25 protein-coding genes and 12 tRNA genes are annotated in these 24,896 nt (G+C 54.7%); 31 read left to right on the plus strand and 6 right to left on the minus strand.

Annotation, left to right across the window (positions count from 1 at the left end; all coding sequences use genetic code 11):
* Positions 1–135: 135 nt before the first annotated feature.
* The 22 genes from IEV46_RS18500 to IEV46_RS11225 all read left to right on the plus strand — a co-directional run bounded on the left by IEV46_RS18500 (position 136) and on the right by IEV46_RS11225 (position 11,186).
* Positions 136–858 (plus strand): D-Ala-D-Ala carboxypeptidase family metallohydrolase, encoded by a 723-nt coding sequence (locus IEV46_RS18500; protein WP_188432636.1) that lies wholly within the window; start codon positions 136–138, stop codon positions 856–858.
* A 218-nt stretch (positions 859–1,076) separates the two neighbouring features.
* A tRNA-Asn gene (locus IEV46_RS11125) sits at positions 1,077–1,151 on the plus strand.
* Positions 1,152–1,157: 6 nt separating this feature from the next.
* Positions 1,158–1,249 (plus strand) — tRNA-Ser (locus IEV46_RS11130).
* A gap of 17 nt (positions 1,250–1,266) precedes the next feature.
* Positions 1,267–1,342, plus strand: a tRNA-Glu gene (locus tag IEV46_RS11135).
* A gap of 70 nt (positions 1,343–1,412) precedes the next feature.
* Positions 1,413–1,487: transfer RNA gene (locus tag IEV46_RS11140), tRNA-Val, on the plus strand.
* 25 nt (positions 1,488–1,512) lie between these two features.
* A tRNA-Asp gene (locus IEV46_RS11145) sits at positions 1,513–1,589 on the plus strand.
* An 11-nt stretch (positions 1,590–1,600) separates the two neighbouring features.
* Positions 1,601–1,675: transfer RNA gene (locus IEV46_RS11150), tRNA-His, on the plus strand.
* A 17-nt stretch (positions 1,676–1,692) separates the two neighbouring features.
* A tRNA-Gln gene (locus IEV46_RS11155) sits at positions 1,693–1,767 on the plus strand.
* Between the two features lie 9 nt (positions 1,768–1,776).
* A tRNA-Lys gene (locus IEV46_RS11160) sits at positions 1,777–1,852 on the plus strand.
* A gap of 154 nt (positions 1,853–2,006) precedes the next feature.
* Positions 2,007–2,090, plus strand: a tRNA-Leu gene (locus IEV46_RS11165).
* Positions 2,091–2,110: 20 nt separating this feature from the next.
* Positions 2,111–2,197: transfer RNA gene (locus tag IEV46_RS11170), tRNA-Leu, on the plus strand.
* 16 nt (positions 2,198–2,213) lie between these two features.
* A tRNA-Pro gene (locus IEV46_RS11175) sits at positions 2,214–2,290 on the plus strand.
* 21 nt (positions 2,291–2,311) lie between these two features.
* Positions 2,312–2,385: transfer RNA gene (locus IEV46_RS11180), tRNA-Gly, on the plus strand.
* A 226-nt stretch (positions 2,386–2,611) separates the two neighbouring features.
* A complete protein-coding gene (tsaE, locus tag IEV46_RS11185) occupies positions 2,612–3,073 on the plus strand; it encodes a tRNA (adenosine(37)-N6)-threonylcarbamoyltransferase complex ATPase subunit type 1 TsaE (RefSeq protein WP_188432637.1) in 462 nt (153 codons plus the stop codon).
* Positions 3,070–3,783, plus strand: coding sequence for a tRNA (adenosine(37)-N6)-threonylcarbamoyltransferase complex dimerization subunit type 1 TsaB (gene tsaB, locus IEV46_RS11190; RefSeq protein ID WP_188432638.1), 714 nt, complete (start codon positions 3,070–3,072; stop codon positions 3,781–3,783). Before tsaE ends, tsaB begins: the two co-directional genes overlap by 4 nt.
* The gene (gene rimI / locus IEV46_RS11195; RefSeq protein WP_229736054.1) at positions 3,780–4,274 is read left to right on the plus strand and encodes a ribosomal protein S18-alanine N-acetyltransferase; all 495 of its coding nucleotides are present in this window, start codon (positions 3,780–3,782) and stop codon (positions 4,272–4,274) included. Before tsaB ends, rimI begins: the two co-directional genes overlap by 4 nt.
* On the plus strand, positions 4,246–5,253 hold the full coding sequence (gene tsaD / locus IEV46_RS11200) for a tRNA (adenosine(37)-N6)-threonylcarbamoyltransferase complex transferase subunit TsaD (protein ID WP_188432640.1): 1,008 nt from the start codon (positions 4,246–4,248) through the stop codon (positions 5,251–5,253). The genes rimI and tsaD overlap by 29 nt, the downstream gene beginning before the upstream one ends.
* Before the next feature lie 308 nt (positions 5,254–5,561).
* The gene (locus tag IEV46_RS11205; RefSeq protein WP_188432641.1) at positions 5,562–7,790 is read left to right on the plus strand and encodes an alkaline phosphatase family protein; all 2,229 of its coding nucleotides are present in this window, start codon (positions 5,562–5,564) and stop codon (positions 7,788–7,790) included.
* A gap of 170 nt (positions 7,791–7,960) precedes the next feature.
* Positions 7,961–8,704 carry a 5-oxoprolinase subunit PxpB gene (gene pxpB / locus IEV46_RS11210; protein WP_188432642.1) on the plus strand — a complete coding sequence of 248 codons (744 nt, stop codon included), beginning with the start codon at positions 7,961–7,963 and terminating at the stop codon, positions 8,702–8,704.
* The gene (locus tag IEV46_RS11215) at positions 8,661–9,443 is read left to right on the plus strand and encodes a LamB/YcsF family protein (RefSeq protein ID WP_229736055.1); all 783 of its coding nucleotides are present in this window, start codon (positions 8,661–8,663) and stop codon (positions 9,441–9,443) included. Before pxpB ends, IEV46_RS11215 begins: the two co-directional genes overlap by 44 nt.
* A 4-nt stretch (positions 9,444–9,447) precedes the next feature.
* The gene (locus IEV46_RS11220; protein ID WP_188432643.1) at positions 9,448–10,395 is read left to right on the plus strand and encodes a 5-oxoprolinase subunit C family protein; all 948 of its coding nucleotides are present in this window, start codon (positions 9,448–9,450) and stop codon (positions 10,393–10,395) included.
* An 11-nt stretch (positions 10,396–10,406) separates the two neighbouring features.
* The gene (locus tag IEV46_RS11225; RefSeq protein WP_188432644.1) at positions 10,407–11,186 is read left to right on the plus strand and encodes a putative hydro-lyase; all 780 of its coding nucleotides are present in this window, start codon (positions 10,407–10,409) and stop codon (positions 11,184–11,186) included.
* Positions 11,187–11,487: 301 nt separating this feature from the next.
* On the opposite strand, the gene IEV46_RS11230 is transcribed toward IEV46_RS11225, so the two are convergent.
* The 3 genes from IEV46_RS11230 to abc-f form a co-directional block, all read right to left on the minus strand.
* Positions 11,488–11,961, minus strand: coding sequence for a hypothetical protein (locus tag IEV46_RS11230; protein ID WP_188432645.1), 474 nt, complete (start codon positions 11,959–11,961; stop codon positions 11,488–11,490).
* A gap of 25 nt (positions 11,962–11,986) precedes the next feature.
* Positions 11,987–13,378, minus strand: a complete 1,392-nt coding sequence (locus IEV46_RS11235) for a vWA domain-containing protein (RefSeq protein ID WP_188432646.1) — start codon at positions 13,376–13,378, stop codon at positions 11,987–11,989.
* 136 nt (positions 13,379–13,514) lie between these two features.
* Positions 13,515–15,428, minus strand: a complete 1,914-nt coding sequence (gene abc-f / locus IEV46_RS11240; RefSeq protein WP_188432647.1) for a ribosomal protection-like ABC-F family protein — start codon at positions 15,426–15,428, stop codon at positions 13,515–13,517.
* Positions 15,429–15,628: 200 nt separating this feature from the next.
* On the opposite strand from abc-f, the gene IEV46_RS11245 reads away from it, so the two are divergent.
* Both IEV46_RS11245 and IEV46_RS11250 read left to right on the plus strand, forming a co-directional pair.
* Positions 15,629–16,219: a 5-formyltetrahydrofolate cyclo-ligase gene (locus tag IEV46_RS11245; protein ID WP_188432648.1), complete on the plus strand. Its 591-nt coding sequence runs from the start codon at positions 15,629–15,631 to the stop codon at positions 16,217–16,219.
* A gap of 126 nt (positions 16,220–16,345) precedes the next feature.
* On the plus strand, positions 16,346–16,648 hold the full coding sequence (locus tag IEV46_RS11250; RefSeq protein WP_188432649.1) for an Asp23/Gls24 family envelope stress response protein: 303 nt from the start codon (positions 16,346–16,348) through the stop codon (positions 16,646–16,648).
* 264 nt (positions 16,649–16,912) lie between these two features.
* Here the strand turns inward: IEV46_RS11250 and IEV46_RS11255 are convergent, their stop codons facing one another.
* Positions 16,913–17,119, minus strand: coding sequence for a hypothetical protein (locus IEV46_RS11255; RefSeq protein ID WP_188432650.1), 207 nt, complete (start codon positions 17,117–17,119; stop codon positions 16,913–16,915).
* A 370-nt stretch (positions 17,120–17,489) separates the two neighbouring features.
* Here IEV46_RS11255 and IEV46_RS11260 point away from each other — a divergent pair, with 370 nt between their 5' ends.
* The 7 genes from IEV46_RS11260 to IEV46_RS11290 all read left to right on the plus strand — a co-directional run bounded on the left by IEV46_RS11260 (position 17,490) and on the right by IEV46_RS11290 (position 23,106).
* Entirely contained in the window at positions 17,490–18,485 is a 996-nt protein-coding gene (locus IEV46_RS11260) for a molybdopterin-binding protein (protein ID WP_188432651.1), read from the plus strand.
* A gap of 61 nt (positions 18,486–18,546) precedes the next feature.
* Positions 18,547–19,233 (plus strand): redox-sensing transcriptional repressor Rex, encoded by a 687-nt coding sequence (locus tag IEV46_RS11265; protein ID WP_188432682.1) that lies wholly within the window; start codon positions 18,547–18,549, stop codon positions 19,231–19,233.
* 36 nt (positions 19,234–19,269) lie between these two features.
* A complete protein-coding gene (gene tatC / locus IEV46_RS11270) occupies positions 19,270–20,067 on the plus strand; it encodes a twin-arginine translocase subunit TatC (protein ID WP_188432652.1) in 798 nt (265 codons plus the stop codon).
* Positions 20,068–20,318: 251 nt separating this feature from the next.
* Positions 20,319–20,600, plus strand: a complete 282-nt coding sequence (gene groES, locus IEV46_RS11275) for a co-chaperone GroES (RefSeq protein WP_188432653.1) — start codon at positions 20,319–20,321, stop codon at positions 20,598–20,600.
* A 50-nt stretch (positions 20,601–20,650) separates the two neighbouring features.
* Complete coding sequence (groL, locus tag IEV46_RS11280; protein ID WP_188432654.1) at positions 20,651–22,285, plus strand: chaperonin GroEL; 1,635 nt, start codon at positions 20,651–20,653, stop codon at positions 22,283–22,285.
* 165 nt (positions 22,286–22,450) lie between these two features.
* Positions 22,451–22,810 carry a DUF4870 domain-containing protein gene (locus IEV46_RS11285; RefSeq protein ID WP_229736056.1) on the plus strand — a complete coding sequence of 120 codons (360 nt, stop codon included), beginning with the start codon at positions 22,451–22,453 and terminating at the stop codon, positions 22,808–22,810.
* 89 nt (positions 22,811–22,899) lie between these two features.
* Entirely contained in the window at positions 22,900–23,106 is a 207-nt protein-coding gene (locus tag IEV46_RS11290; protein ID WP_188432655.1) for a CDGSH iron-sulfur domain-containing protein, read from the plus strand.
* A 92-nt stretch (positions 23,107–23,198) separates the two neighbouring features.
* On the opposite strand, the gene IEV46_RS11295 is transcribed toward IEV46_RS11290, so the two are convergent.
* Together IEV46_RS11295 and IEV46_RS11300 are read right to left on the minus strand one after the other, a co-directional pair.
* Positions 23,199–24,563 (minus strand): 6-phospho-beta-glucosidase, encoded by a 1,365-nt coding sequence (locus tag IEV46_RS11295; protein ID WP_188432656.1) that lies wholly within the window; start codon positions 24,561–24,563, stop codon positions 23,199–23,201.
* Positions 24,560–24,892 carry a PTS lactose/cellobiose transporter subunit IIA gene (locus tag IEV46_RS11300; protein WP_188432657.1) on the minus strand — a complete coding sequence of 111 codons (333 nt, stop codon included), beginning with the start codon at positions 24,890–24,892 and terminating at the stop codon, positions 24,560–24,562. The genes IEV46_RS11295 and IEV46_RS11300 overlap by 4 nt, the downstream gene beginning before the upstream one ends.
* Positions 24,893–24,896: the final 4 nt, after the last annotated feature.

A 24,896-nucleotide genomic window follows, 5' to 3' on the forward strand; every position in this document is an offset into this window, starting at 1 on the left:
GAACAGGCAGGATTTTTTCGATGCTCCGCCGAACTTGGAACCGACTTCTGTTTTGAAGGGATGTGGATGAATTCTTAGGAATCATGGATCAGACCCGGTTTATCGTTTCAACTGTAAAATAAGGGGAGGGGAAGTATGAACAAAAGACTTTTCCGGGTATTGGTATTCGTGTTTGCCCTGGCACTCATCTTGCCGGTGGCTATGCCGTCCCAAGTGGATGCTTACAGCTGGAGCCGAACGCTGAAACGGGGTGACAGCGGGGCGGATGTACGGGAGTTGCAGATCCGTGTCGCAGGTTGGGCCGCCGACAGTCCGTCCCGAACTTATGTGGCGGTGGACGGGGTGTTCGGACCTGCAACGGAGGCGGCGGTCAAGCGATTCCAACGGGCTTACGGTCTGACTGTGGATGGAGTGGTGGGTCCGGACACTCAACGTGTTCTCAACAGCTTGGAGAGTTCCGACGGGTCCACAGCCCATTTTGCGTGGAGTGAATTTTATTCCAAGGACGGGAGCGGGTTTTCCGGCGGAAATGCGAACTCAGCTGCTGTGAAGGAGAACGTGAGGCGGTTGATGTACAAGTTGGAAGCTTTGCGGAAAAAGGCGGGAAATGCACCGGTAATCATCAACTCAGGCTTCCGTAGTATCAATCACAATCGCAATGTCGGGGGAGCTTCCAACAGTATGCATACTTACGGAATTGCAGCTGATATCGTGGTGAGTGGCAAGACTCCGGCCCAAGTGAGAGAGATTGCCAAGACTTGTGGGTTCAGTGGAATCAAGCGATATAGTTCATTTGTTCATGTGGACAGTCGCATCGAGTATCCCTATGGTGCCCAGACTTGGTGGTGGGTGGACTGATCAACCAGGGAGTCACCGGATCTTCATAGGGGGATCCGGTGACTTTATGTGAGGGAGAACATGTCGAAAAAACTGTTGACGAAACCCATCTGTTTGTGTTAAGTTAAGTAGGCGTTTGTGAGGAACAATTCGTGAGGCGACCCGGAAAGGCTTTTTAAAAAACCTCTTGCAAAATTGGACGCAATCGGTTACAATTAAACATGTCGCTTCGAAAATGTTCCTCAGTAGCTCAATGGTAGAGCGTCCGGCTGTTAACCGGCAGGTTGCAGGTTCGAGTCCTGCCTGAGGAGCCACTCTGCGGAGAGATACTCAAGAGGCCGAAGAGGACGGTTTGCTAAACCGTTAGGGGGTTTATAATCCCGCGCGGGTTCGAATCCCGCTCTCTCCGCCATCGCTCGTGGATCATGGGGCCCGTTGGTGAAGCGGTTAACACACCAGCCTTTCACGCTGGCATACAGGGGTTCGAATCCCCTACGGGTCACCAGTTCAGAGGTTGGAGGTTGGATATCAGAGGTGAATTTCTTACCTCTAACCTCCTACCCTACATCTGTTTCGGACGGTTAGCTCAGCGGGAGAGCACCTGCTTCACACGCAGGGGGTCGGCGGTTCGATCCCGTCACCGTCCACCATCACCGGATTCCCCGGCCTATACGCGGAGCTGTGGTGAAGTTGGAGTTCACGCCGGCCTGTCACGCCGGAGGTCGCGGGTTCGAGTCCCGTCAGCTCCGCCATTTTATTTATGGCGGCCATGGCGAAGTGGTTAACGCACCGGATTGTGGCTCCGGCATCGTGGGTTCGATTCCCACTGGTCGCCCCACTTTGCAATATGAGTGCTGGGGCGTAGCCAAGCGGTAAGGCAACGGACTTTGACTCCGTGATGCGTAGGTTCGATCCCTACCGCCCCAGCCATTCAAATAAGACCCATTAGCTCAGTCGGCAGAGCACCTGACTTTTAATCAGGGTGTCCCAGGTTCGAATCCTGGATGGGTCACCAGTGATCGATACAGGGACGGGCGCGACGTCTGCGTGCCCGTTTTCAAATATCGGATCGTCTCGTTTCTCTGCCAGGGGACCGCTTAGAAAAAAACACTTGACAGCTATTCAAAGTCATGATAGTATAGTCCTTGTCGTTACAGGACACAACCTTCGCGGGTGTGGCGGAATTGGCAGACGCACTAGATTTAGGATCTGGCGCCTTCGGCGTGGGGGTTCGAGTCCCTCCACCCGCACCAAAGCTGAATGGATCCTCTGTGCGGTCGTGGTGGAATCGGCAGACACGCTATCTTGAGGGGGTAGTGGCCGCGAGGCCGTGCGAGTTCGAGTCTCGCCGACCGCACCATTTAACACTTCATTTCCGGGGTGTGGCTCAGCTTGGTAGAGCGCCTCGTTCGGGACGAGGAGGCCGCAGGTTCAAATCCTGTCACCCCGACCACTGGTTTTCAGTCAATTTCATGCGGGTGTAGTTCAATGGTAGAACATCGGCCTTCCAAGCCGAATGCGAGGGTTCGATTCCCTTCACCCGCTCCAACCGACCGCAGCCTTCCAGGCTGCGGTTTTGTTATATCCGGAGAGATGCCGCTTCAAAAGGGTGTATCCCAATGGTGCACCTGTGGTACTATGGTGAAGACTGGCCGTTTTTTACATAAAAAGGTGTGTATACATCACCCCGCTCCCTTTCTTGGTTCCGAAATAAGGAGAAAGTCGGAGGGAGTCCGGGGCGGGGATTGATCAATTGCGACGGGTGATGATAAAAATGGAAAAGGTTTGTCAGTTTAAAAGTTACAGCCCGGAGGAAACCCGGACTCTGGCCCGTCATCTGGCGCGGCGTTTTCAACCGGGGGATGTGGTTCTCCTCGAAGGGGATCTCGGTGCGGGAAAAACCACATTTGCCCAGGGAGTGGCAATCGGTCTCGGGATTGAGGATCCAGTGGACAGCCCGACTTTCACCTTGATCAAGGAGTATCACGGGGGGAGAGTTCCCCTTTATCATATGGATGTTTACCGGATCCAATCGCCTGAGGAAGAGTTGGGGTGGGATGAATACTTTTACGGTGAGGGTGTCACCCTCATCGAGTGGGCCAGCCGCATCTTACCGTGGTTGCCGGAGAAGGCGATTCATGTGGAACTTTCCCATGCACAGAACTGCCGCAATATCCGGATTGAACCACCTCCGGAAGAAGCGGGACGAATCTGTGGGGGGTTGAATCCGAGATGAAGATCTTGGCGATCGATACCTCCACCTTGGTGCTTGGAGTGGCGGTTACGGAAGAAGGGTCCCTGCTGGGTGAAGTGACTACCAATCTCCATAAAAACCATTCCGTTCGGTTGATGCCCACGATCGCCCGGTTGCTGAAGGAGCTGGAGTTGCAGGTGGAGGATCTGGATGCGGTGGCAGTGGCGGCAGGCCCCGGCTCCTACACCGGAATCCGGATCGGTTTCACCACAGCCAAAACCATCGCCTGGAGCAGAGGGATTCCATGGGTCCCTGTTTCCAGTTTGGCTGCCTTGGCCATGAACGGAATCCGATTTCCCGGAAAAATCGTCCCTCTTTTCGATGCCCGGCGCCATCGGGTCTATACCGGATTGTTTCGGGGGAATGAGGGGGTGTCGGTTCCGGTGAAAGAAGAACGGGTTACCGATCTGACAGCATGGCTCAAAGAGCTTCGGGAGGAGGGACCGCTCCTCTTCTTGGGGGAGGATGTTTCCCGGTTTCGAGAGGAGATGGTTCGGATGTTGGGTGGACAAGCGGTATTCGGTATGGGACGGGAGAATGCGGTGAGTGCCACACATCTGGGGCAGTTGGCATTCGCCCGACTCCGGTCCGGAGAAAAAACGGAGGATATGGAAGCCGCCCCCAACTATCTGCAACTGACTGAAGCGGAGGCCAAATGGGTCCGGTCCCGGAAGAGAGGGGAACCGAGATGAAGGAGCACCCCAAGGTAAAATTCCGTCAGATGACCCCGGCTGACATCGCCGGGGTGCTCGTGGTGGAACGGGCTTCCTTTTCCACACCGTGGACGCGTCAGGCCTTTTTTAATGAGTTGGTTCACAACCAGTTTTCCACTTATATCCTGGCGATGACAAATGATCGGATCATAGGTTACGGAGGAATGTGGCTGATATTAAAGGAGGCCCATATCACCAATATTGCGGTTCACCCGGATTGGCGGGGGCGGGGAATCGGGGAGTCCATGTTTGATTATCTGATGGCCTTGGCGCATCTTTCCGGAGCGGAAAAGATGACTTTGGAAGTGAGGGTATCCAACGAAATCGCTCAAAACCTCTACCGTAAAAAAGGCTTCAAGGCGACGGGAATCCGGCCCCGCTATTATACGGACAATCAGGAAGATGCTCTCATCATGTGGGCGGAGTTGGGTGGTGAAAACGATGAAAAAATGTTGGGTGCTGGGAATTGAAACCAGCTGTGACGAGACCGCTGCGGCGGTGGTGGAAAACGGAGACCGGCTTTGCTCCAATGTGATCTCTTCCCAGATGCAAATTCACCGTCGGTTTGGTGGAGTGGTGCCGGAGGTCGCTTCCCGCCGCCATGTGGAGAAAATCACCGGGATCCTCCAGCAAGCTCTGGATGAGGCCGGGGTGCGACAGGAGGAATTATCGGCGATCGCGGTCACCCAGGGTCCGGGGTTGGTCGGGGCTCTTCTGATCGGGGTGGCAGCGGCCAAGGCCCTCTCTTTTGCCACTGGGGTACCGCTCGTGGGTGTCCACCATATCGCAGGTCACATCTACGCCAATCACTTGGTGAAACCCCTGCGCTTTCCACTGGTGGCTTTGGTCGTCTCGGGAGGGCATACCGAACTGATCCATATGCCGGAGCATAACCGGTTTGAGAGATTGGGCCGGACACGGGACGATGCCGCCGGGGAAGCATATGACAAAGTGGCTCGGGTGTTGGGATTGACTTATCCGGGGGGGCCGGAGATCGACCGTCTGGCCAAACAGGGAAAACCGGTGATCGATTTTCCACGTGCCTGGTTGGAACCGGACTCCTTGGACTTCAGTTTTAGCGGGCTCAAATCGGCAGTCATCAACTATTTGCACAATGCGGAACAACGGGGAGAAAGGGTGGACAAGGCCGATCTGGCGGCCAGCTTCCAGGAGGCAGTGATGGAGGTGCTGACGGAAAAGGCGGTTCGTGCCGCCCGGTTCAAAGGAGTGAGCAATCTGGTGTTGGCCGGCGGCGTTTCCGCCAACTCCGCGCTGAGAGAATCCTTGGCCGCCCGCTGTCGACAAGAAGGAATCCAATTGTCCTTCCCCCCGTTGGAACTGTGTACCGATAATGCTGCCATGATCGCCGCGGCGGGGACGTACCGTTTTTTGGACGGGGAGCGGGCAGGATTGGAACTGAATGCGGAACCCAATTTGAAATTGGTGTAAAACCGTACACCGGCTGATCATGGCCGGTTTTTTTGTTTATCCACAAAGCCGAAGGGACGGGGTGTCGGATTCATTGATTAAAAACAGATTTTCCTGTCGTTCAGGTCCCGAAAATCTTTGGTTGCAGGCAGGATGTGGATAGAAAAGTCCTAGTACCTGTGGATAATGTGGATAAGTTGTGTACACAACCCAGCTTCAAGGGTTCTTCTGTGGATAACTATGTGGATAAATTGTGGATGAGGATCGGCGACATACTTCTTTTGACTGAGGGAAGGATACGGAGAGAGTCAGAGAAACGGGGGTTGAAGGTGAAGGTCAAAAAGGCAATCTTGTTCTCTCTCTGTCTGGTATTGTGGCTGGTCGGCATCCGGGAAGGGTTTTGTGCCCCGCTGTCGGATGCCCCCCTTCAACAGGTTTGGTGGTTCAATGTTCCCGGTCTCAGCTTGCAGGATCTTCGCACTCCGGGTCAGCCCCATCTGGAATGGATGATGGAACATGCTTCAGTGGGTGCCATGAATATGAAGACAGGAGGAAGAGAGACTCTTTCCAACAGTTATGCCGCTTTGGGGGCGGGTACCCGAGCGGTGGCACCGGCTGATGAAGGGTTTTATCATCCCGATGAACCGGTGGTGGATGTGGGTGGGTTGGAAAGCACAACCGCCGGACTCCTCTACACCCGGCGCATGGGGGAAGAGGCCCCGCGCGGGTCGGTCGTTTACCCCGGAATTATGAGGTATCGGGCGGAAAATGAAAAGATTCATTTTACCGTGAAGCCGGGTGCACTGGGAGAGGCCCTTCAGCAAAAGGGTTTGTCCACCTTGGTGTTGGGTAATCTGGATGAGGGAAACAAACCGGTTCGTTATGCGCCATTGTTGACCATGAACAGTCGGGGAATCACTCCGGAAGGGTCTGTGGGCAAAGGGATGCTGGTTTCTGACCCGAAGAGACCCTACGGTGTGAAAACCCATTACCGACGAATCGGGGATCGGCTGTTTTCCTGGAGAAAATCGGGATTGGCAGTGGTGGATCTCGGGGATCTGTACCGTCTGGAAAAGTTCGGTGAAACCATGTCTCCGACGGTGCGGCAAAAGATGCGTCAGCAAATTCTCATGGAGTTGGATGCTTTTCTGGGCCAGGTGTTGAGCCGGGCGGGAGAGAATCGGTTGGTGATGCTCACCTCCACCAGCGGCGGATTGCCGGAGGAAGAAGGGTTGTTTCCGGTTCTCATGTATCAATCCTCGGAAAAACAACCCGGGCTGCTGACCTCATCCACCACCCGCCGGACCGGCATGATCAGTAATATCGATCTGGCCCCTACCCTGTTGGATCGCATGGGAGTGGAGATTCCGGATGAGATGATGGGAAGACCGATGAAAGTGGTGACCGGAAACAACGGGATGTTCTGGAGTACGGTGGATCGGGTGGAATCGATCAATCGCTTGCGACCGTCGGTTCTCTATTCTTATATCTTGATTCAGATGCTGGTGCTAGTTACCGGACTCACCCTGATTTTGAAAAACGGTCGGGGAAGAGGTTGGATGGAATCAGTTTTTTTGGCGGTGATGTTGACACCGTTTCTGTTTCTGATTCTTTCAGATGTGACTGCCGGCTCCTGGTGGATGGTCTCCGGGACGTTGGTCTTGACAGGATTGGCATTCTCAAAGGTGCTCACTCGGGCATCCACTCTTCCCCTGCTGTTCTGGGCGGGCTTGCTCGGGTTTTTGCCGGTGGTGGTGGATGGCTTGCTGGGAGGGCCGTTAATCCGGCACTCTTTCCTTGGGTACGATCCTATCAAAGGAGCCCGCTATTACGGAGTGGGCAATGAATATATGGGAGTCGTTCTCGGATCTTCCATCCTCGCTTGTGCCGCCTGGTTGGAGCGTCGTCCATCTTTTTCCCGCCGGGTGCGTCTGGGTGTGGGACTGTTTTTTTTCGCCTTGTTGGTCTTCTTTGCAGCCCCGTTTTGGGGAACCAATGCAGGGGGGGCGCTGGCGTCCGCTGTTGGCTTCGGGGTGGCATACCTCCGTTTTTTCAAAGCAAAGTGGAGCCGGAGGGCGACCCTTAAAATGATGGGAATGGCGGCGATCGGCATATTGACATTGGTGGCGTTGAATGTCTGGTTTCCGGTGGAATCCCCTTCCCATATCGGAAAAGCTCTCTCGGATCTTCAAGGGGGAAACTTCGAAGAAATCGTTCAAGTCATCAACCGGAAATTGGAGATGAACCTGAAACTGATCCGTTTCTCCTCTTGGGGGAAAGTTTTTCTGCTGTCCCTGTTGGCGATGGCGGTGCTCGCGTTCCGGCCCGCCGGTGGTTTGAAGATGTTAACCCAGAGATACCCACAGCTGTTTAACGGTTTTACGGCGATTTTGGCGGGGTCGCTGGCAGCACTTGCCTTCAATGACTCCGGAATCGTATCGGCTGCCACCGCCATTGTATATGTGGTCATGCCGGTCATGATCATTGGCATCCGGGAATGGACCGGGGGCAGAGACCGAGTGGGAAGTGCTGCTCACCCTGAAAAAGGCGGTCCCTGAATTGAGAACAAAACGGGCAGAGATTTGCCCGTTTTGTTGATCTTTCTACATGGTAACATTTGTTTTGGAAAATTCGACAAACCCAGTGTAGAATATGTTTTGACTGGGGGCCTTGAAAGCCTTCGATGAACGAAAGAGATATTATGACCGGTGGAGGGGGGAGGAGGGTTTTGTCGATCAGATTCCAACCGGTGGGGGATTCCGGGATCCGGGTCGGTTTTGGAGAGAGGATAGATCCGAAGATCAACCGGGAAATACAAAGTTTTGTCAATGAACTGGAACGCACCCCGATTCCTGGGGTGGTGGAGTGGGTTCCCACGTATTGTGCAGTGACGGTTTACTATCATCCCCACCGGATTCGTTATCGGGAATTGTGTCAGCAGCTGGAGGCGATCGAGAAGAAAAGAGTGCCGGTGACGGAAAAAGATGTGCGGGTGGTGGAGTTGCCTGTGGTCTACGGGGGAGAATATGGACCGGATCTGGAGGGTGTGGCGGGAGAAAATGGCCTCTCTCCCCAAGAAGTGATCCGGATCCACAGTGACCCCTCCTATAGGGTTTATATGATGGGGTTTGTTCCGGGATTTCCCTATCTGGGGGGGATGTCGGAAAAAATCGCCACTCCGCGCCTAAAAGATCCCCGTCCCCGGATTCCCGCCGGGTCCGTGGGGATTGCCGGATCCCAGACCGGTGTGTATCCCTTGGAAACTCCCGGGGGATGGCGAATTATTGGAAGAACGCCAATCCGGTTGTACGATCCGGACCGAAATCCGCCGGTTCTATTGCGGGCAGGGGATTTGGTTCGATTTCGACCGATTCCTGTGGACGCATATCGGGAGATGGAGATGAAGGGGAGTGAAGGAGTTGAACCGGATGAAGACGTCTCCGATGGAATGGACCATCGACCTGAACAGTGATCTGGGAGAAAGTTTTGGCAACTATGTTATGGGACAGGACGAGGCGATTTTGCATCATGTCACTTCAGCCAACATCGCCTGCGGATACCATGCGGGGGATCATAACGTGATGCGACAGACAGTCCGGATGGCGGCGGAACAGGGGGTGGCTCTGGGAGCACATCCCGGTCTGCCGGATTTGCTCGGATTTGGACGCCGTTATCTGGCTGTCGACCCGGAAGATGTGTTCAATATGACGGTTTACCAGATTGGTGCTTTGCAATGTTTCGCCGCTTTGGAGGGAAAGCGGTTGCAACATGTGAAGCCCCATGGGGCTCTCTACAATATGGCAGGTAAGGAAAGTGCGGTGGCTCAGGCGATTGCCGAGGCGGTAGCCGCAGTGGACAAGGAACTGATCCTCTTCGGCCTGGCGGGAAGTCAATTGGTGAAAGCGGGGGAAAAGGCGGGACTCCGGGTGGCACGGGAGGTGTTCGCCGATCGGACGGTTCAATCCGATGGAAGTCTGACTCCCCGAAGCCGCCCCGAAGCCCATATCGAGGACCCGGAGCAGGCGGTCTGCCGGGTGGTCCGAATGGTGAAGGAAGGCAAAGTGACGGCGGTGGACGGTACAGAGGTGGATATTGAGGCGGACACGGTCTGTGTCCATGGAGACGACCCCAAGGCCCTGGCCTTTGCGAAAGGGTTGCGCAAGAGACTGGAGGAACACGGGATCGGGGTCTGCAGGATCGGAGAGAGATGATCCAATGATCACAGTGATAAAACCGGGATTGCTGACCACGGTACAGGATCTGGGACGGACGGGTTATCAGCAGTACGGTATGGTGGTGGCGGGAGCGATGGATTCCTACTCCCTCCAGGTGGGCAATTTATTGGTGGGCAATCGGCGCGGCGAGGCGGGGTTGGAGATCACCTGGTTGGGCCCGGTGCTCCGTTTCGAGGAGGATGCGGTGATTGCCCTGACCGGGGCGGATCTGGGTCCGCTTTTGGACGGAAAATCGGTGCCCCTGTGGAAAAGTATTCCCGTCAGCAAAGGACAAGAGTTACGATTTCAGGGACCGGTGGCAGGGATGCGCACCTATCTTTGTGTCGCCGGAGGGATTCGGGTTCCCGACGTGATGGGAAGCCGTTCCACCTACCTCAAAGGTCGGATTGGGGGAGTTCACGGACGGGCTTTGCAATCCGGGGATGTCCTGGAGACAGGGCGGTCCCCGCAGCTCGCCGACAGGGTCGGCCGCCAACCGGCCCCTTCCATGCGTCCCCGTTATGGGAAGGACCTCCGGTTGCGTGTCATCCCCGGGCCCCAGGCAGAGGCGTTTACGGAAGAAGGGATCCATACTTTCTACCATGCCAGTTATGAAGTGACTTCCCGGTCGGATCGGATGGGTTACCGTCTGGATGGGCCGGCCGTCGGTCATCGTGCCGGTGCTGACATCATCTCTGACGCCATCGCACCTGGGTCGGTTCAAATTCCAGCGGAAGGGCGGCCCATCATCCTGATGGCGGATCGGCAGACCACCGGGGGATACACCAAAATCGCCACAGTGATCTCTGTGGATCTGCCCCGCTTGGCTCAGGCAGGGCCGGGAACCCGGATCACCTTTCAGGAGGTGGGTGTGGATGAAGCCCAGGATCTGGCAGAGGAGCAGGAAAATCTGTTGATGATCTTGGAGATCGGAATTCGGTCAAAGTGAGGGATATCTGAATGAATAAGGAAAGCATGGAAGACGTGAGAAAAGCGATTCGTACAGGTGAATGGGAGGGGCCCACCGCCGGCTTAGCCCCTGATTTTGTCCAGGCCAATCTGGTGATTCTCCCCCAATCTCTGGCCGCCGACTTTTTGCTCTTTTGCACCCGCAACCCCAAACCTTGTCCGCTGTTGGAAGTGACAGATCCGGGAGACCCGGTTCCGCGGAAAACAGCGCCAGGGGCTGATCTCCGGACGGATCTCCCCCGTTACCGGATCTGGCGTCATGGGGAGTTGGTGGAAGAGAGGAGGGAGATTCGGGATCTCTGGAGGAAAGATGCGGTCGCTTTCCTGGTGGGATGCAGCTTTTCCTTTGAATCCATCCTCTTGCAGAGTGGAGTGCCGGTCCGTCATATCGAAGAGGGGAGAAATGTTCCCATGTACCGCACTTCCATTCCCTGCGAACCAGCAGGCTCCTTCCATGGGAATCTGGTGGTCAGCATGCGCCCTCTCCCTCCCCAGGAGGCGATCCGTGCTGTTGAGATCACCTCCCGCTATCCACAGGTCCATGGGGCGCCGGTACATCTGGGGGATCCCGCCGGGATCGGCATCAGGGATCTAAACCGGCCGGATTACGGAGATGCGGTTACCGTCCGCCCGGGAGAGCTCCCGGTCTTCTGGGCCTGCGGCGTCACCCCTCAGGCAGTGGCTGTCGCCAGCCGTCCCGAGTGGATGATCACCCACGCCCCGGGACATATGTTCATCACCGAGATGAAACAGAGTGAACTGGTGAACTAAGAAGTGTTGTGATTTTCTGCGTTTGAAGGCGGTCGGGATTGGGTTTCGCATGACCTTTTCGTTGTTCTTACGATCCAAAATCACTCCATGTGAAACCCAACCCTCCCTGCATAGCGTGACCGGGGAGCGAAGCGACCCTGGGCACGACTTGTGCCCTGTGGGTATGATGGCTTTTTCACAATGCTTCTCTAGAATGTGATGATTTACTGCTTCCACGGAAAAACTTGAATTGACCTGTCATCCCCAAAAACACCTCCACCGGGGGTGTTTTTGTATCAAAAAAAGACCGCCAAGTGCGGTCTTATTGATCGACGATCGTCAGCGTCCCTTCCGCCAGCAAATCTTCCCCCCGGAGGACCTGGATTTTGTAATCGCCGGGGTCGTAGAAGCCGTGGAAATCGCTGTTACTGGTGAATTCCGACTTCAGGCCTTTCCAGGATGGATCCAACTCATCCGTAATAAATTCTTCGATCAATTTCTCCCCAGGTTGTTTCAGGACTTTGATCTTCAGGATTTTCGTGTCCAGTTTCTGACCTTTTGGAAGTTTGAAAGAGAGTGAGATATCCTCATCCTTCCCAAAATGACTGCGGGTTTTGATCAAACCCTTGATGCTGTCATCCTCCGGATAATCCCCGAAAGTGATCTTGGCCACCTTGGGTTCCTTGGGCTTGTCCGCCTCTACTTTCTCTTGGCTCTCCTCTGTGAGCAGGCCGCATCCGCTGCCCAGGACCGCCATGCTGAGGAGCAGAAGCAGGGCCAGGGTTCGTTTCAGCAAAGGGATAACCTCCTCTTGTTCCTCTTTATCTGGAGTTGGAGATTTCATTCTGCTCTGTGTCACGCTTATGGGTGATTTTGTTTTGGATCTGGTCCCTTCGATCGATCACTTCAGTTTGCAACGCGTCCCGTTGGTCGATGGAGTAGCCTTGAAGAGTGTCTCTTCGCTCATAGATCCGGGATTGGACCTCACTGATCACATCATAGTCGAAGTCATGTTTCTCTTTGAGGTATTCAGTGGCCGCATAGAGACGATGTTTCTCTTTTTCCGCCTGTTCGTAAAGAACTTGTTTGAGGTCACCGGCCCGATCATACTTGATGCTGGCCACATACTGGGCCTTGTCGTAATGGTCGCGGGCCCATTTGCCCCATTGGTCGTACAGGCGGTCGTACTCCCCTTTAAAATACTCCTGGAGCCCCACCTTGGAACCGACGGTTTTGTAAGTGCCGCCGCCGGCGTCCGCCACTTCTTTCAGGGCTTTCTGTCCCTCGTTGTCCACATCGAAGCCTATGATGTTGACCACAGCTTTCATATTGGATTCGTTCAGTTGCTCAGCCGCTTTCACCGGGTCGCCATCACAGGTTTCCACGCCGTCGCTGACCACATATACGATATTCTGGACGTTGCTCCCCGTGTGGGAGGCCAGCTTCTCTTGGGCCAATCGCATGGAGCCGGCCAAGGGAGTCCACCCGGTGGGTTTGAACTTGTTCAGGGAACTCTGAAATGTTTTTCCGTCATAAGCGCCCAGGGGATAAATCTCCTCGGTGCTTCCGCAGGAGACTTTTTTGTCCGCTCCGGCGTTGGATCCCTTGTGGCCGTAGACGACCAGGGAAACATTGGCTCCCTCCGGCATATTGGAGACGAATTCCTTCACCGCTTTTTTGGCCAGGTCCATCTTGACCCCGCCTTTCACCTTATCAGCCATGCTGCCGCTGGAGTCGAGCAGGATCATGATGTTCACTTCCTGACTTTCCGGCACTTTCAAAGCACGGATGCCTCCGGGTCCGTCGGTCACATCGATGATGGAGGTGTCAAAGGTCTCCAAGGCATGAATTGACGGACGGTAATCCTCCGCCATCAGATTGAGGAGTCGTTTGTACAGTTCATCGGCGTTGACATACTTGGGGATCCTCTTCAGTTCGGGCCGGATCTTGTTCAGATCATAGGCGTCTCCTCCGTAATGGCCGGCTCCCTCCTGAATGTGTTGCAAATCTTTCAGAGCAGAGGGAACTTGATCCAATTGGACAGATGATTCCGATTTCCCGGAGCCCTCTGGTTTGGATTCCTTCGCTTCGGTTGGAGAGACCTCTTTCTTCTCAGTCTCGGCAAAGGGATTGGGCAGAGAACAACCGGAACTGAGGATTAGAGCCGCAATCAACCAACCGGTTCCCCAGTGTTTGAGCTTGGGCAAACTCATCATCACCTCTCTTTTCCAAACCTGTGAATACGATAGCAATTTTAAACAAAGTATCCCCCATTGTCATTAGCCCATAAGGTGTAAAGGCCTGGGCTCTGCTTGGATGGATGCTCCCTAGGTTTTTAGTGATCCGCTCCTACTCCGCAATCTCCGCCCAGCGTTCTGTTTTCTCCGCAAGGGAGGCTTCCAGCTCAATGAGGCGGCGTTGCCGGGGGAGACTTTCTTCCGGGCGGGTGTATATTTCTTCACGACACAGCTCCTCCTGGATTCGGGCTTTCTCCTTCTCCAGGGCTTCGATCTCCTCCTCCAGCCGGACGGCTTCTTCGCGACGACGGCGGTCTTCCCGCTCTCTCATCCGTTTTTTCCGGGTCTCCTCGGTATCATCCGCCACAGGTTTCGCTGAGTCGGTATTGGAGGTGGGGCTCTCCTTTTTCTGTTCCAGAAATTCTTCGTAGCTTCCGTCGAAGACGGTGATGCGTCCATCCTTCACTTCCCAGATCCCGGTGGCCAACCGGTTGATGAAGTAGCGATCATGGGAGACGAACAACAGGGTGCCCGGGAAGGACTCCAACCCTTCTTCCAGCCGTTCTTTGCTCTCCAGATCCAGATGGTTGGTCGGTTCGTCCATCAGGAGCAGGTTGGCCCGGTTCAGAAGGCGCTTCAGCAGAGAGAGACGGGCTTTTTCCCCGCCGCTGAGGGAGGAGACCCGTTTGAACACTTCCTCTCCGGTGAACAGGAACTGGCCCAGGTACGAGCGGATTTGCGTTTGATCCAGCCGGGGGTGAGCATTCCACACTTCCTCCAGAACTGTCTGTTTTTCATTCAATTCCTCCTGCTCCTGATCATAGAAATCCAGGCGGACCTGGGTGCCGAAGGTGATTTTTCCGGATAGGGGCGGAAGACTGCCGACGAGGGTTTTCAACAAACTGGACTTGCCGGCCCCGTTGGGGCCGAGCAGAGCGATCCGATCCCCTCGCTTCAGTCGGAGGCGGGCAGGGGCGATGAGGGGGTGGGCCGAATCGTATCCCACCGTGAGCTCCTCCGTCTCCAACACTTGTTGTCCGCTGGTAACAGAGGGGATAAAGCGGATCGCCGCCTTTTTTCTGTCACCGGGAGGGCGCTCGATCCGTTCCATCCGCTCCAGGGCCTTTTGTCGACTCTGGGCCCGTTTGGTTGTGGAGGCCCGGGCCATATTGCGCCGGACGAACTCTTCCATCCGTCGGATTTCCTGCTGTTGTTGTTCATATGCCTTTTCCTGCCGGACGTTCTGCTCTTCCCGTTGCCGGATATATTGGGTGTAGTTCCCTTTGTAGCGGGTGATGCGGGTTCGATCCAATTCATAGATGACCGAGACGATCCGATCGAGAAAATATCGATCATGGGAGACGACCAGCAAGGCGCCGGGGTAACTTTCCAGTGTCTGTTCCAGCCAGGCGAGAGCGTCCATATCCAGATAGTTGGTCGGCTCATCCAGGATGATCAGGTCCGGCTGTTCCAGGAGCAGCCGGGCCAAAGCGAGACGGGTTTTCTGGCCGCCACTGATTGCGTGGACGGATGTCTTTTTCCAGTCGAGACCGCCTAATCCCAGGCCGGTAAGGGTTCCCCGAGCCCGGGCTTCATGGCTGTATCCTCCCGCTTGCTCAAAGGATTCCTGCAAGCGGGCGTACTGTTCCGTCACCTGGAGATAGCGCTTCTCATCAGCGAGAACGGAGGGTCGGCCCATCTCTTGTTCCAGATCACGGAGTTGGGTTTCCATCTCCCGAAGGTGGAGAAAGGCTTTCATCACCTCATCCCAGACCGTCCCCTCCGCGTCCGGCTCTATGCTTTGTGCCAGATAGCCGACACGGGCTTTTTTGGAGATGTGGATCTCGCCACTGTCTGCGGGGATGCGGGAGGTGATCACTTTCAAAAGGGTGGATTTTCCTGCCCCGTTGGGTCCGATGAGGCCGACCCGCTCCTTTTCTTCCACTTTGAGGCTGATTCCCTTCAAGACAGGGGTTGCGCCGAAGGATTTGTCAATATGATTCACTTGCAGAATACTCAACTTCATTCACCTGTATTTCGTGTAGGATGTTCCACCTCTCAGGGTGGAAGGAATAAAAAAACCGCCGGGTTTCAAGCGAGGGGAGTTGACCTTTTGAGCACATGCCGATTTCATTGTATCCCATGCAAGTCGGGGAAAAAAGAGGGCCAAAGCCCGTCTGTGGTACAATCGATGTAAAGGTTCGGGTGGAATGGAGGGAAATGATCATGAGTACCGAAAAAGAGGAGCTTCGGACCCGTTTGCTCTCTTTGCGGGAGGGGATGGATCCTGCCGTCGCCAGGAGGGAATCCGCTGCCGTCTGCGGTGTGTTGGGAGCGGACCCTGTTTATCAGGCAGCGGAAAAGATTCTTTTCTATATGCCCCACAGAGGGGAGGTGGATCTTCGCCCATTGATGGAGCTTGGTTGGCGGGAGGGAAAGCAAGTGGTTCTCCCCCGGTCGGTTCCCCATACACGGGAGTTGGAATTGTACCGGATCGATAGTTTCGGGGACGTGGTCCGGGGAACCTATGGCATCCGGGAGCCGGTGCCGATGGAGGGGAACCGGGTGGCTCCAGAGGATGTGGAGTTGGTATTGGTACCCGGGATCGGTTTTGATGAAGTCGGTTACCGTCTTGGATATGGTGGAGGTTATTATGACCGGTTTTTTGCCGGCAAGGGGGGAGATGCCATCCGGATCGGGGTGGCCTATTCCTTTCAATGGGTGCCCACTGTTTACCCGGAGTCCCACGATCAACCCTTGCACGGGGTGGTGACACCGACAGAGATCCGGTTTGTGAAGGGAGGAAAGAGGGGATGAGTGGATCGGGTGACCGGCTTCCATCGGGGACGGGCTTTTTGTTTTTGGGGAAGGAAGGGCTGTGGTTGTCGGAGAAAAGGAAAACAGACGCCCGAGGGGTGAAAATTTACAAGGGAGAGGGAACACGTGTGTCTCAAGAAGGACGCAACCCCGGTCCAAAATGCTTTAGAAGTCGCTGTTGAGGCTGCCGCGGCACACACCAAGGGAATCCGGTCCGTGGCCGGATGCGAGGTGCAAGTGATTCCGTCGGAGGAGGCAGCGGACCGGGGGGTTACTGTCCGGCTGAAGATGGTGGTGGAGTACGGTTCCAACATCCCGGAGATCGGGAAAAGAGTGACCGGGGAAGTCCGGCGGGTCCTTTTCCGGATCTTCGGGTTGAGCGTGGCAGAGATCGTGTTGGAGGTGGAAGGTGTTCACCTGCCTGAATAGTCCCGGAAGAAGGGGGCTGAGGAAGGGAAAACCGGACGGTTCAAGACTGTTGATTAACCACTTTTTTTCTTGTCCCAATCGTAAGCTGGTCTTCTGATCCGTATTCATCTGTCTGCGGTGCGATGAAGGGATGGACTTTGCATCCATTTGATTCCGGCGGGGCCACAACGTCATCCTGTACACAGACCACCAGCACCCCGAGCGACGGTCCGGATCGAGCAGGTTTGGATATTGTGCAACAACCCTTCTCCCATTCAGACGGGTCTATTCCTCCTCTACGAAACAGGCGAGCAATCCCAACTTTTCTTGCAGGCGACAAAGCTCCATATTCCAAAAAGTGAGATCGGCAGTCAGTGTCTCGGCGGTTTGCCGGTGACCCGCCGCTATGGCTTGATCCCGGAGTTTGCCTCCCTCCCGGATTTTTTCCGTTAAAAAGAGTGCCCGTTGTTGTTCACGATAAATCTGGGACATGGAAGATCTTCCTTTACATGAAAGTGAAACAGCCCGCGTAATGCGGGCTGTTGAACAGAGGATAAGGGAATAATGGTATGAATGAGTCCGCTGCGGACATATTCAGTGTATTCCGGAAATGTCTCCATTACAATAGGACGGAAGATGCATTTTACTAGGTGATTCAGCTGTCATCCTCCCGTCGGGTCCCATCGCCCCAAGGGGGTAGGAGGTGAACCTGGAGAGGAAAGGCGTTAAGATCTTGTGAATCCGTACACAAAACCGGGGAAGGTTGATAAAATGTAGACACGGATCCTTGCATCCTGCTCTCTTTTGTCTGTCTCAAGTGGGGAAAAATCAATCCTCCCTGGGTTGAAGGGGGAGACGAACCATGAAAAGCTCCTTGCGGGAAGTGCATGTGACAGAGGCGGTGGGAATGGTGTTGGCACACGACCTGACCCAAGTGGTTCCGGGGCGGTTTAAGGGACCCCTTTTCCGCAAAGGACACGTGATTCGGGAAGAGGATTTTGAAGCCCTCTTGTCGATTGGAAAGGAACATATCTATGTGATGGAGTTGGCGGCGGGAGAACTCCATGAGAATGACGCCGCCTGTCGGATTGCCCAGGCAGTCGGCGGGCCGGGACTCACCCTGACTGCACCGGTGGAAGGGAAGGTTCAGTTGGTTTCCGATGGGGATGGGCTATTAAAAGTGGACGCCACCCGGGTTCTTGCCATCAATGAAGTGGAACAGGCGGTTTTATCCACCCTGAAAACGGACATACCGGTTAAAGAAGGAGAAGTGGTGGCGGCATCGAGGGTGATTCCCTTGATCTATCCCGTGGACAGGATTGAACAGGTGGAGCGAATCGCTGCTGATGGGGAAAGGCCGGTATTGGAGGTGCTTCCATTTCGGCGCTTGAAGGTGGGAGTGGTCACCACCGGCAGTGAAATTTACCATGGGCGTATTCCGGATCGGTTCGGCCCGGTGATTCAGGAGAAGCTTCAATCTTTCGGTTCCACTGTGATGGGACAGACACTGGCCGGTGATGACAAGGAATTGATCCAGGCACAGATTCGTGCGTTTGTGGATCGGGGGGCCGATCTGGTCTTGGTGACCGGGGGCATGTCTGTCGATCCTGATGACCGGACCCCCGGTGCGATCGCATCCCTCGGTGCAGAAGTGGTCAGTTATGGAACCCCGATGTTGCCGGGATCTATGTTGATGATCGCTTATTATCGGGAGATTCCGATCCTGGGTCTTCCCGGATGTGTGATTCATGATGAATACACTTCCTTTGATCTCTTCTTGCCCCGCATTCTGACCGGGGAGAAGGTGAAACGGGAGGATATCGTCCGGTTGGGATACGGCGGGCTGCATTCATGCTGACCCGATCATCCGCCGGCAAAGTGAGCCGGCGCTCTCAAAATCCCGATCGATGCTTCGGAGGCTGGATATGTCAGATATGAGGATTCCCCAGGTGACGGCTAAGCGGTTGCCGCTTTATTACCGCTACCTGGAGAAACTGCACGCCATCGGAAAAAGGCGCGTCTCTTCGGCGCAATTGAGCGATGCTTTGCAGATCGACCCCGCCACAATCCGCCGGGATTTTTCTTACCTGGGGGAACTGGGGAAAAAGGGATATGGCTACAATGTCAACTATCTGCTGCAGTTTCTGCGGGATTTTTTGCGCCAGGACGAGGTGACCAATGTGGTCCTGGTGGGAGTTGGCCATCTGGGCACTGCATTGTTGGGGTACAACTTTTATCGGAGTCACAGTACCAAGATCGTGGCAGGCTTTGATACGGATCCGGGCAAAGTGGGGACAGAGGTGGAGGGGATTCCCGTATTCCCCATGGACCGATTTGCCGAAGTGAGAGAGTTGCACCATGTGGAGGTGGCCATTTTGACGGTTCCGGCCAATGAGGCGCAGGCCACCACTGATCGGATCGTTGCCAGCGGGATCCGGGGAATACTCAATTTTACTCCGGCCCGGCTGACGGTGCCGAAAAATGTCCGGCTGCATCATATCGATCTGACGATCGAACTGCAGACACTGATCTATTTTCTGAAAAATTTCCCGCCGGAAGAGGACATCCCCCCTGCGGAAGATGGGCACACAGATGGACGGGGCTGACAAGACGGGTGGAAAAGGGAGAGGGAAGGGACAGCCATGAGTGGTGAAGAACAGAAGCATTGGACCGAACATTTGGGTGAACTTCGCAGCCGAATTCTGATCACCCTGGCCACATTCATCATCATGTTGTTCATCGGCTTTTTGTTTGCACAACCGATGATTCACTTTATGAAAGAGGATCTGTTGCAAGGGTCTCTTCATGAGACCCTGAAGCTTCATATCTTTTCTCCGGGTGAGGCCCTCAGCATCTATATGCAGTTCGCCTTTGTGGTTGCGGTCACATTTACACTTCCCGTCGCGTTGTACCAGGCTTGGGCCTTTGTCCGGCCGGGGTTGACGACTCGGGAGCAACGGGCGACATTGCGTTACATTCCTTCTGCCGTCCTGTTGTTTTTGGTGGGACTCTTATTCGGTTATTCCTGGATCTTTCCTTTCCTTCTCAACTTCATGTTTAAGTTGACAGCTTCGCTGGGGGCGACGGAAACCTACGGGATGTATGAATTTTTTCGCTTTATGTTCCGGGTGGTGTTCCCGATTGCCGTTTTGTTTGAGATGCCGGTAATCATCCTGTTCCTGACGCGGATTCGGCTGTTAAATCCGCATCTTTTGCGTAAAGGGCGCCGTTTCGCTTATCTGATGATGGTGGTGCTGGCCGCCCTGGTGACCCCGCCGGATTTTGTCAGTAACATCCTGGTGACGATTCCGCTCATTCTTCTCTATGAAGTGAGTATCTGGCTGTCGTCACGGGTCTACAGCCGGATTGAAGCGGAAGATGAAGAGCGGGAGCGTCAATGGAAAGAACGGGAGAAAGCGGATGCAGAAGACGGATGGTAAACGGAAAAGCGGGAAGGGGGGCCCCTTCTCTTTTTCTTGTGCGGTTTGAAGCGTAGGTTTGGAAGACCGAAATTGCGATTGATCCGGGGGTGGGGGGTTTTCCCCGGCTTCCGCCACCATGGTGAACAAATTTTTTCGGAGGGGGTCTTGCAAAACAGGGCCAATGGGGATATTATGTAATTGGTGTTAGCACTCAGGCTTGATGAGTGCTAACAGAAAAACATTTCACCCATAAAGGAGGGTGTACAGACGTGATCAAACCCTTGGGGGATCGAGTCGTTCTGCAAGCTATCGAGCAAGAGGAGAAAACGGCCAGCGGCATTGTCCTGCCGGAGACGGCCAAGGAGAAGCCTCAGGAAGGCAAAGTGATCGCGGTAGGCACCGGGCGCTATGAAAATGGACAAAAAGTCAACCTCGAAGTCAAAGAGGGCGACCGGGTGATCTTCTCCAAATATGCGGGTACGGAAGTGAAAGTGGGAGACACGGAATATCTCATTCTGCGTGAAAGTGATATTCTGGCTGTACTCGACTGATCTTTCCACCCTGTCGAATAAAAACCCCTACATAGGAGGGAGAAGCAACAATGGCGAAAGAGATCAAGTTCAGTGAAGAATCCCGCCGTTCTTTGCTGCGCGGTGTGGATGCCCTGGCCGACGCCGTGAAGGTGACGCTCGGGCCCAAAGGGCGTAATGTGGTGCTGGAGAAAAAGTTCGGTTCTCCGTTGATCACCAATGATGGTGTCACTATTGCCAAGGAAATCGAACTGGATGACAAGTTTGAAAACATGGGTGCCCAATTGGTGAAAGAAGTGGCCACCAAAACCAACGATGTGGCCGGTGACGGAACCACTACCGCGACAGTGTTGGCCCAGGCCATGATTCGCGAGGGTCTGAAAAATGTCGCCGCCGGAGCCAACCCGATGGTGATCCGCCGCGGGATTGAAAAAGCGGTCAAGACCGCTGTCGATGAAATTAAGAACATCGCCAGGCCGGTGGAAGGAAAAGAGTCCATCGCCCAAGTTGCGGCCATCTCCGCCAACGATGAGGAAGTCGGCCAGCTGATCGCCGAAGCGATGGAAAAAGTGGGTAACGACGGTGTGGTCACGGTGGAAGAATCCAAAGGGTTCGTCACCGAATTGGAAGTCGTCGAAGGGATGCAGTTTGATCGCGGTTACATCTCTCCCTACATGGTGACCGACAACGACAAGATGGAAGCGGTGTTGGACGACCCCTACATCCTCATCACCGACAAGAAAATCTCCAATGTGCAGGAGATCCTGCCCCTGCTGGAACGGGTGGTGCAACAGGGCAAACCTCTCCTGATCATTGCGGAAGACCTGGAAGGGGAAGCTCTGGCCACCCTCGTGGTCAACAAACTGCGGGGCACCTTCAACGCGGTGGCTGTCAAAGCCCCTGGATTCGGTGACCGTCGTAAAGCCATGCTGCAGGATATCGCCATCCTGACCGGCGGCCAAGTGGTCACCGAAGATTTGGGTATGGACCTGAAAAATGTCGACTTCAGCGTACTGGGACGTTCCCGTCAAGTGCGCGTCACCAAAGATGACACGATCGTCGTCGACGGTGCCGGGGATCGCAGTGAGATCAGCAGCCGGATCAACCAGATCCGACAACAGCTGGAAGAGACCACTTCCGAGTTTGACAAAGAGAAACTGCAGGAGCGTCTGGCCAAGCTCGCCGGCGGCGTAGCCGTCATCAAAGTGGGTGCCGCCACTGAAACCGAATTGAAAGAGCGCAAACTGCGGATCGAAGATGCTCTCAACTCCACCCGTGCCGGTGTGGAAGAAGGGATGGTATCCGGCGGTGGCATCGCTCTGGTCAATGTCATTCACGCTGTGGAAAACCTGAAAGGCAACGATGATGATGAACAAACCGGGATCAACATCATCCGTCGCGCCTTGGAAGAACCGCTCCGTCAAATCGCTTTCAACGCGGGTCTCGAAGGTTCCGTGGTGGTGGAACAGGCCAAGAAAGAAGAAGTGGGCATCGGCTTCAACGCCGCCACCGGCGAATGGGTAGATATGATCAAAGCCGGAATCGTCGACCCGGCCAAAGTGACCCGTTCCGCTCTGCAAAATGCGGCTTCCGTGGCGGCCATGGTGCTGACCACCGAAGCGGTTGTAGCTGACAAGCCGGAACCGGAAGAGAAAGCCGGTGCTGGCGGCATGGGCGACATGGGCGGTATGGGCGGCATGATGTAAGCTCCCAACCCAAAGTCAACCCTGTGGATCCCTCCGCAGGGTTTTTTCCGTTCAGTGGGGGGAGCCTTCCCTCTGGGCTTGAAGCGGGAAATGATTTTCCGATATACTTTGCGTGAAGCAACCGGTCCAGACAGCAGGCCGGGAACATCGGTTGGGAGGCGGATGATGGAACAGGAGAACAATCCCCCGTCCGAGAATCGGAAATCAAAATCGTCGGTCGACCTGGATCCCAAAGTGGCGGCAGTGTTAAGTTATCTACTGGGATGGGTGAGCGGTCTCATCTTTTTACTCCTGGAAAAGGAGAACCGGTTTGTCAGGTTCCACGCGGCACAATCGATCGTCACCTTTGGTTCCCTGACGCTTTTAAATTTGGTGGCGGGAGTGATCCCGATTCTGGGAGGGATCATTCACTTTCTAATCTGGCCGGTCACGCTGATCCTTTGGATCGTCTTGATGGTGAAAGCCTACCAAGAGGAGTGGTACCGCTTGCCGGTGGCCGGCGAAATCTCGGAGAAACTGTTGTAATCAGTGTTTCCCCACAGGTTCGGTTGACTGTTTATCCAACAGGAAAGAATATCGAGAACAAGTGAATTTCACAAGTAGGGAGTGATTTCATGGCGAATGTCAAGATTCAAATCAGGGATAAAGGTCCCTTGATTGTACGCGGCGATGTAGAGTTGACAGATGCGGAGGGAAACCGCTTTGAAACCAAACAACAATTCGCCCTCTGCAGATGTGGTCTGTCCCGGAACAAACCTTTCTGTGATGCCAGTCACAAAGATCAATTTGAAGACTGTGCCAGGGCGAAAAAGGTATTGTGAAAGCCCGTGTAAAGAGAAATCACCCGCCTCCGACGGGAGCGGGTGATTTCTGCCTTTGTTGGCAACCATTCCTGGGAAATGAGACCACACTGTTACTGGCTGTTTATGGGGGGAGTCCCTCCGATTGCAGAGGTTCGGTTCTCCCGGAAAAATTGTGGCAGATGATCCCGATGGGCTTCCAGCATTTCATCCAGGATCTGTTTGGCAACGGTGTCTGACGGGACCAAGGGATGGATCGTCATGGCCAACAGGGCTTGGTGATAATCTCCTGTGACGGCGGCCTCGATCGCGACCCGTTCAAAGGATTTGATCTGTTGGACCAATCCCCGGACCGCTACCGGAAGCTTACCAACAGTGATCGGCCGGGGGCCCTCCCGGGTGATCACACAGTTGACCTCCACCGCCGATTCGGGGGAGATGTCGGTGATGGCTCCGTTGTTTCGCACGTTGACCGGCTGGATATCCCCTGTGTCGTTATGGATGGAATGGATCAGGTTGCAAGCCGCGTCACTGTAATAGGCCCCCCCGCGTTTTTCAAGTTGGGGAGGCTTGATGTTCAAATCGGGATCTTTGTATAACTCAAACAGCTCCTGCTCCAACTGTTTGACCACTTCGGCCCGGGTTCCCTTTTCCTGTGCGGCCGCTTTTTCTTCTTTCAGGATCTTGTCGGTCTGGTAGTAATAGCGGTGATAGGGGCAGGGCAACAATCGCAACCCTTTGATAAAATCGGGTTCCCAACCGAGATCGGTGATATTTTCCATGGTGACGCCGGATAAGTTCCCGCTGGTTAACTGTTCCAGCAATCGGTCGGTGATATTTTTGCCGTCGAGATACACATTCAGACCGAACACCATATGGTTCAAACCGGCGAAATCGATCTGAACGCGATCCGCCTCCACTTCGAGCAGTTTGGCGATCCCCATGCGCATGCCGATGGGAACATTGCACAGACCGACGACTTTTTGGATGTTACTGTGCCGGAGGACGGCCTCGGTGATCATCCCGGCGGGATTGGAAAAGTTGATCATCCAAGCTTGTGGACACAGCTCCTCCATTTCCCGGGCGATGTCGAGTATGACTGGAATGGTGCGAAGCCCTTTCATCAATCCCCCGGGGCCGTTGGTTTCCTGTCCGATCACCCCGTATTTCAGGGGGATCCGTTCATCTTTGATCCGGGCTTCCAACAATCCGACGCGAATCTGTGTGGTGACGAAGTCGGCATCCTTCAATGCCTCCCGGCGATCCAGAGTCAAGTGGATCTTCATCGGGATGCCGGCTTTCTCCACCATTCGTCGGGCCAGTGCACCGACGATGTCCAGTTTCTTTTTCCCTTCCGGAATGTCGACCAGCCATAGCTCCTGCACCGGAAGTTCTTCATATCGCTTGATAAATCCTTCCACCAATTCGGGAGTGTAGCTGGACCCTCCACCGATCGTGGCAATTTTCAGCCCTTTCACCTTTGAACACCTCCGGAAATATGAATTCTTTCATACAGATCGACAAATTCCGAGGCAAGATCTTGAATGGAGATGGCATTCATCAGATGATCCTGTGCATGCACCATTAACAAGGTGATCGGTTGGGAATTTCCCCCGGCTTCCCGTTGAATCAAGGTGGTCTGGATCCGGTGGGCTTTAGTGATCTCTTCCCCGGCTTGCGCCAGTTTTTCTCTTGCATTGACAAAGTCTCCTTTTTTTGCAAGGCGGATCGCTTCCATGGCGCAACTCCGTGCGTTGCCCCCGTACAGGATCATTTCAAACACGGTTTCCTCCGAAGATGCATCCATCGGC

This window comes from Kroppenstedtia guangzhouensis (genome assembly GCF_014637345.1).
Taxonomy (GTDB): Bacteria; Bacillota; Bacilli; order Thermoactinomycetales; family DSM-45169; genus Kroppenstedtia; species Kroppenstedtia guangzhouensis.

Coding starts and splice junctions, on each gene's coding strand:
- IEV46_RS18500 (WP_188432636.1), top strand. CDS start 136: ATGAACAAAAGACTTTTCCGGGTATTGGTATTCGTGTTTGCCCTGGCA.
- tsaE (WP_188432637.1), top strand. CDS start 2,612: ATGGAAAAGGTTTGTCAGTTTAAAAGTTACAGCCCGGAGGAAACCCGG.
- tsaB (WP_188432638.1), top strand. CDS start 3,070: ATGAAGATCTTGGCGATCGATACCTCCACCTTGGTGCTTGGAGTGGCG.
- rimI (WP_229736054.1), top strand. CDS start 3,780: ATGAAGGAGCACCCCAAGGTAAAATTCCGTCAGATGACCCCGGCTGAC.
- tsaD (WP_188432640.1), top strand. CDS start 4,246: ATGAAAAAATGTTGGGTGCTGGGAATTGAAACCAGCTGTGACGAGACC.
- IEV46_RS11215 (WP_229736055.1), top strand. CDS start 8,661: ATGAAGACGTCTCCGATGGAATGGACCATCGACCTGAACAGTGATCTG.
- IEV46_RS11220 (WP_188432643.1), top strand. CDS start 9,448: ATGATCACAGTGATAAAACCGGGATTGCTGACCACGGTACAGGATCTG.
- IEV46_RS11225 (WP_188432644.1), top strand. CDS start 10,407: ATGAATAAGGAAAGCATGGAAGACGTGAGAAAAGCGATTCGTACAGGT.
- IEV46_RS11235 (WP_188432646.1), bottom strand. CDS start 13,378: ATGAGTTTGCCCAAGCTCAAACACTGGGGAACCGGTTGGTTGATTGCG.
- abc-f (WP_188432647.1), bottom strand. CDS start 15,428: ATGAAGTTGAGTATTCTGCAAGTGAATCATATTGACAAATCCTTCGGC.
- IEV46_RS11245 (WP_188432648.1), top strand. CDS start 15,629: ATGAGTACCGAAAAAGAGGAGCTTCGGACCCGTTTGCTCTCTTTGCGG.
- IEV46_RS11255 (WP_188432650.1), bottom strand. CDS start 17,119: ATGTCCCAGATTTATCGTGAACAACAACGGGCACTCTTTTTAACGGAA.
- IEV46_RS11260 (WP_188432651.1), top strand. CDS start 17,490: ATGAAAAGCTCCTTGCGGGAAGTGCATGTGACAGAGGCGGTGGGAATG.
- tatC (WP_188432652.1), top strand. CDS start 19,270: ATGAGTGGTGAAGAACAGAAGCATTGGACCGAACATTTGGGTGAACTT.
- groL (WP_188432654.1), top strand. CDS start 20,651: ATGGCGAAAGAGATCAAGTTCAGTGAAGAATCCCGCCGTTCTTTGCTG.
- IEV46_RS11285 (WP_229736056.1), top strand. CDS start 22,451: ATGGAACAGGAGAACAATCCCCCGTCCGAGAATCGGAAATCAAAATCG.
- IEV46_RS11290 (WP_188432655.1), top strand. CDS start 22,900: ATGGCGAATGTCAAGATTCAAATCAGGGATAAAGGTCCCTTGATTGTA.
- IEV46_RS11300 (WP_188432657.1), bottom strand. CDS start 24,892: ATGGATGCATCTTCGGAGGAAACCGTGTTTGAAATGATCCTGTACGGG.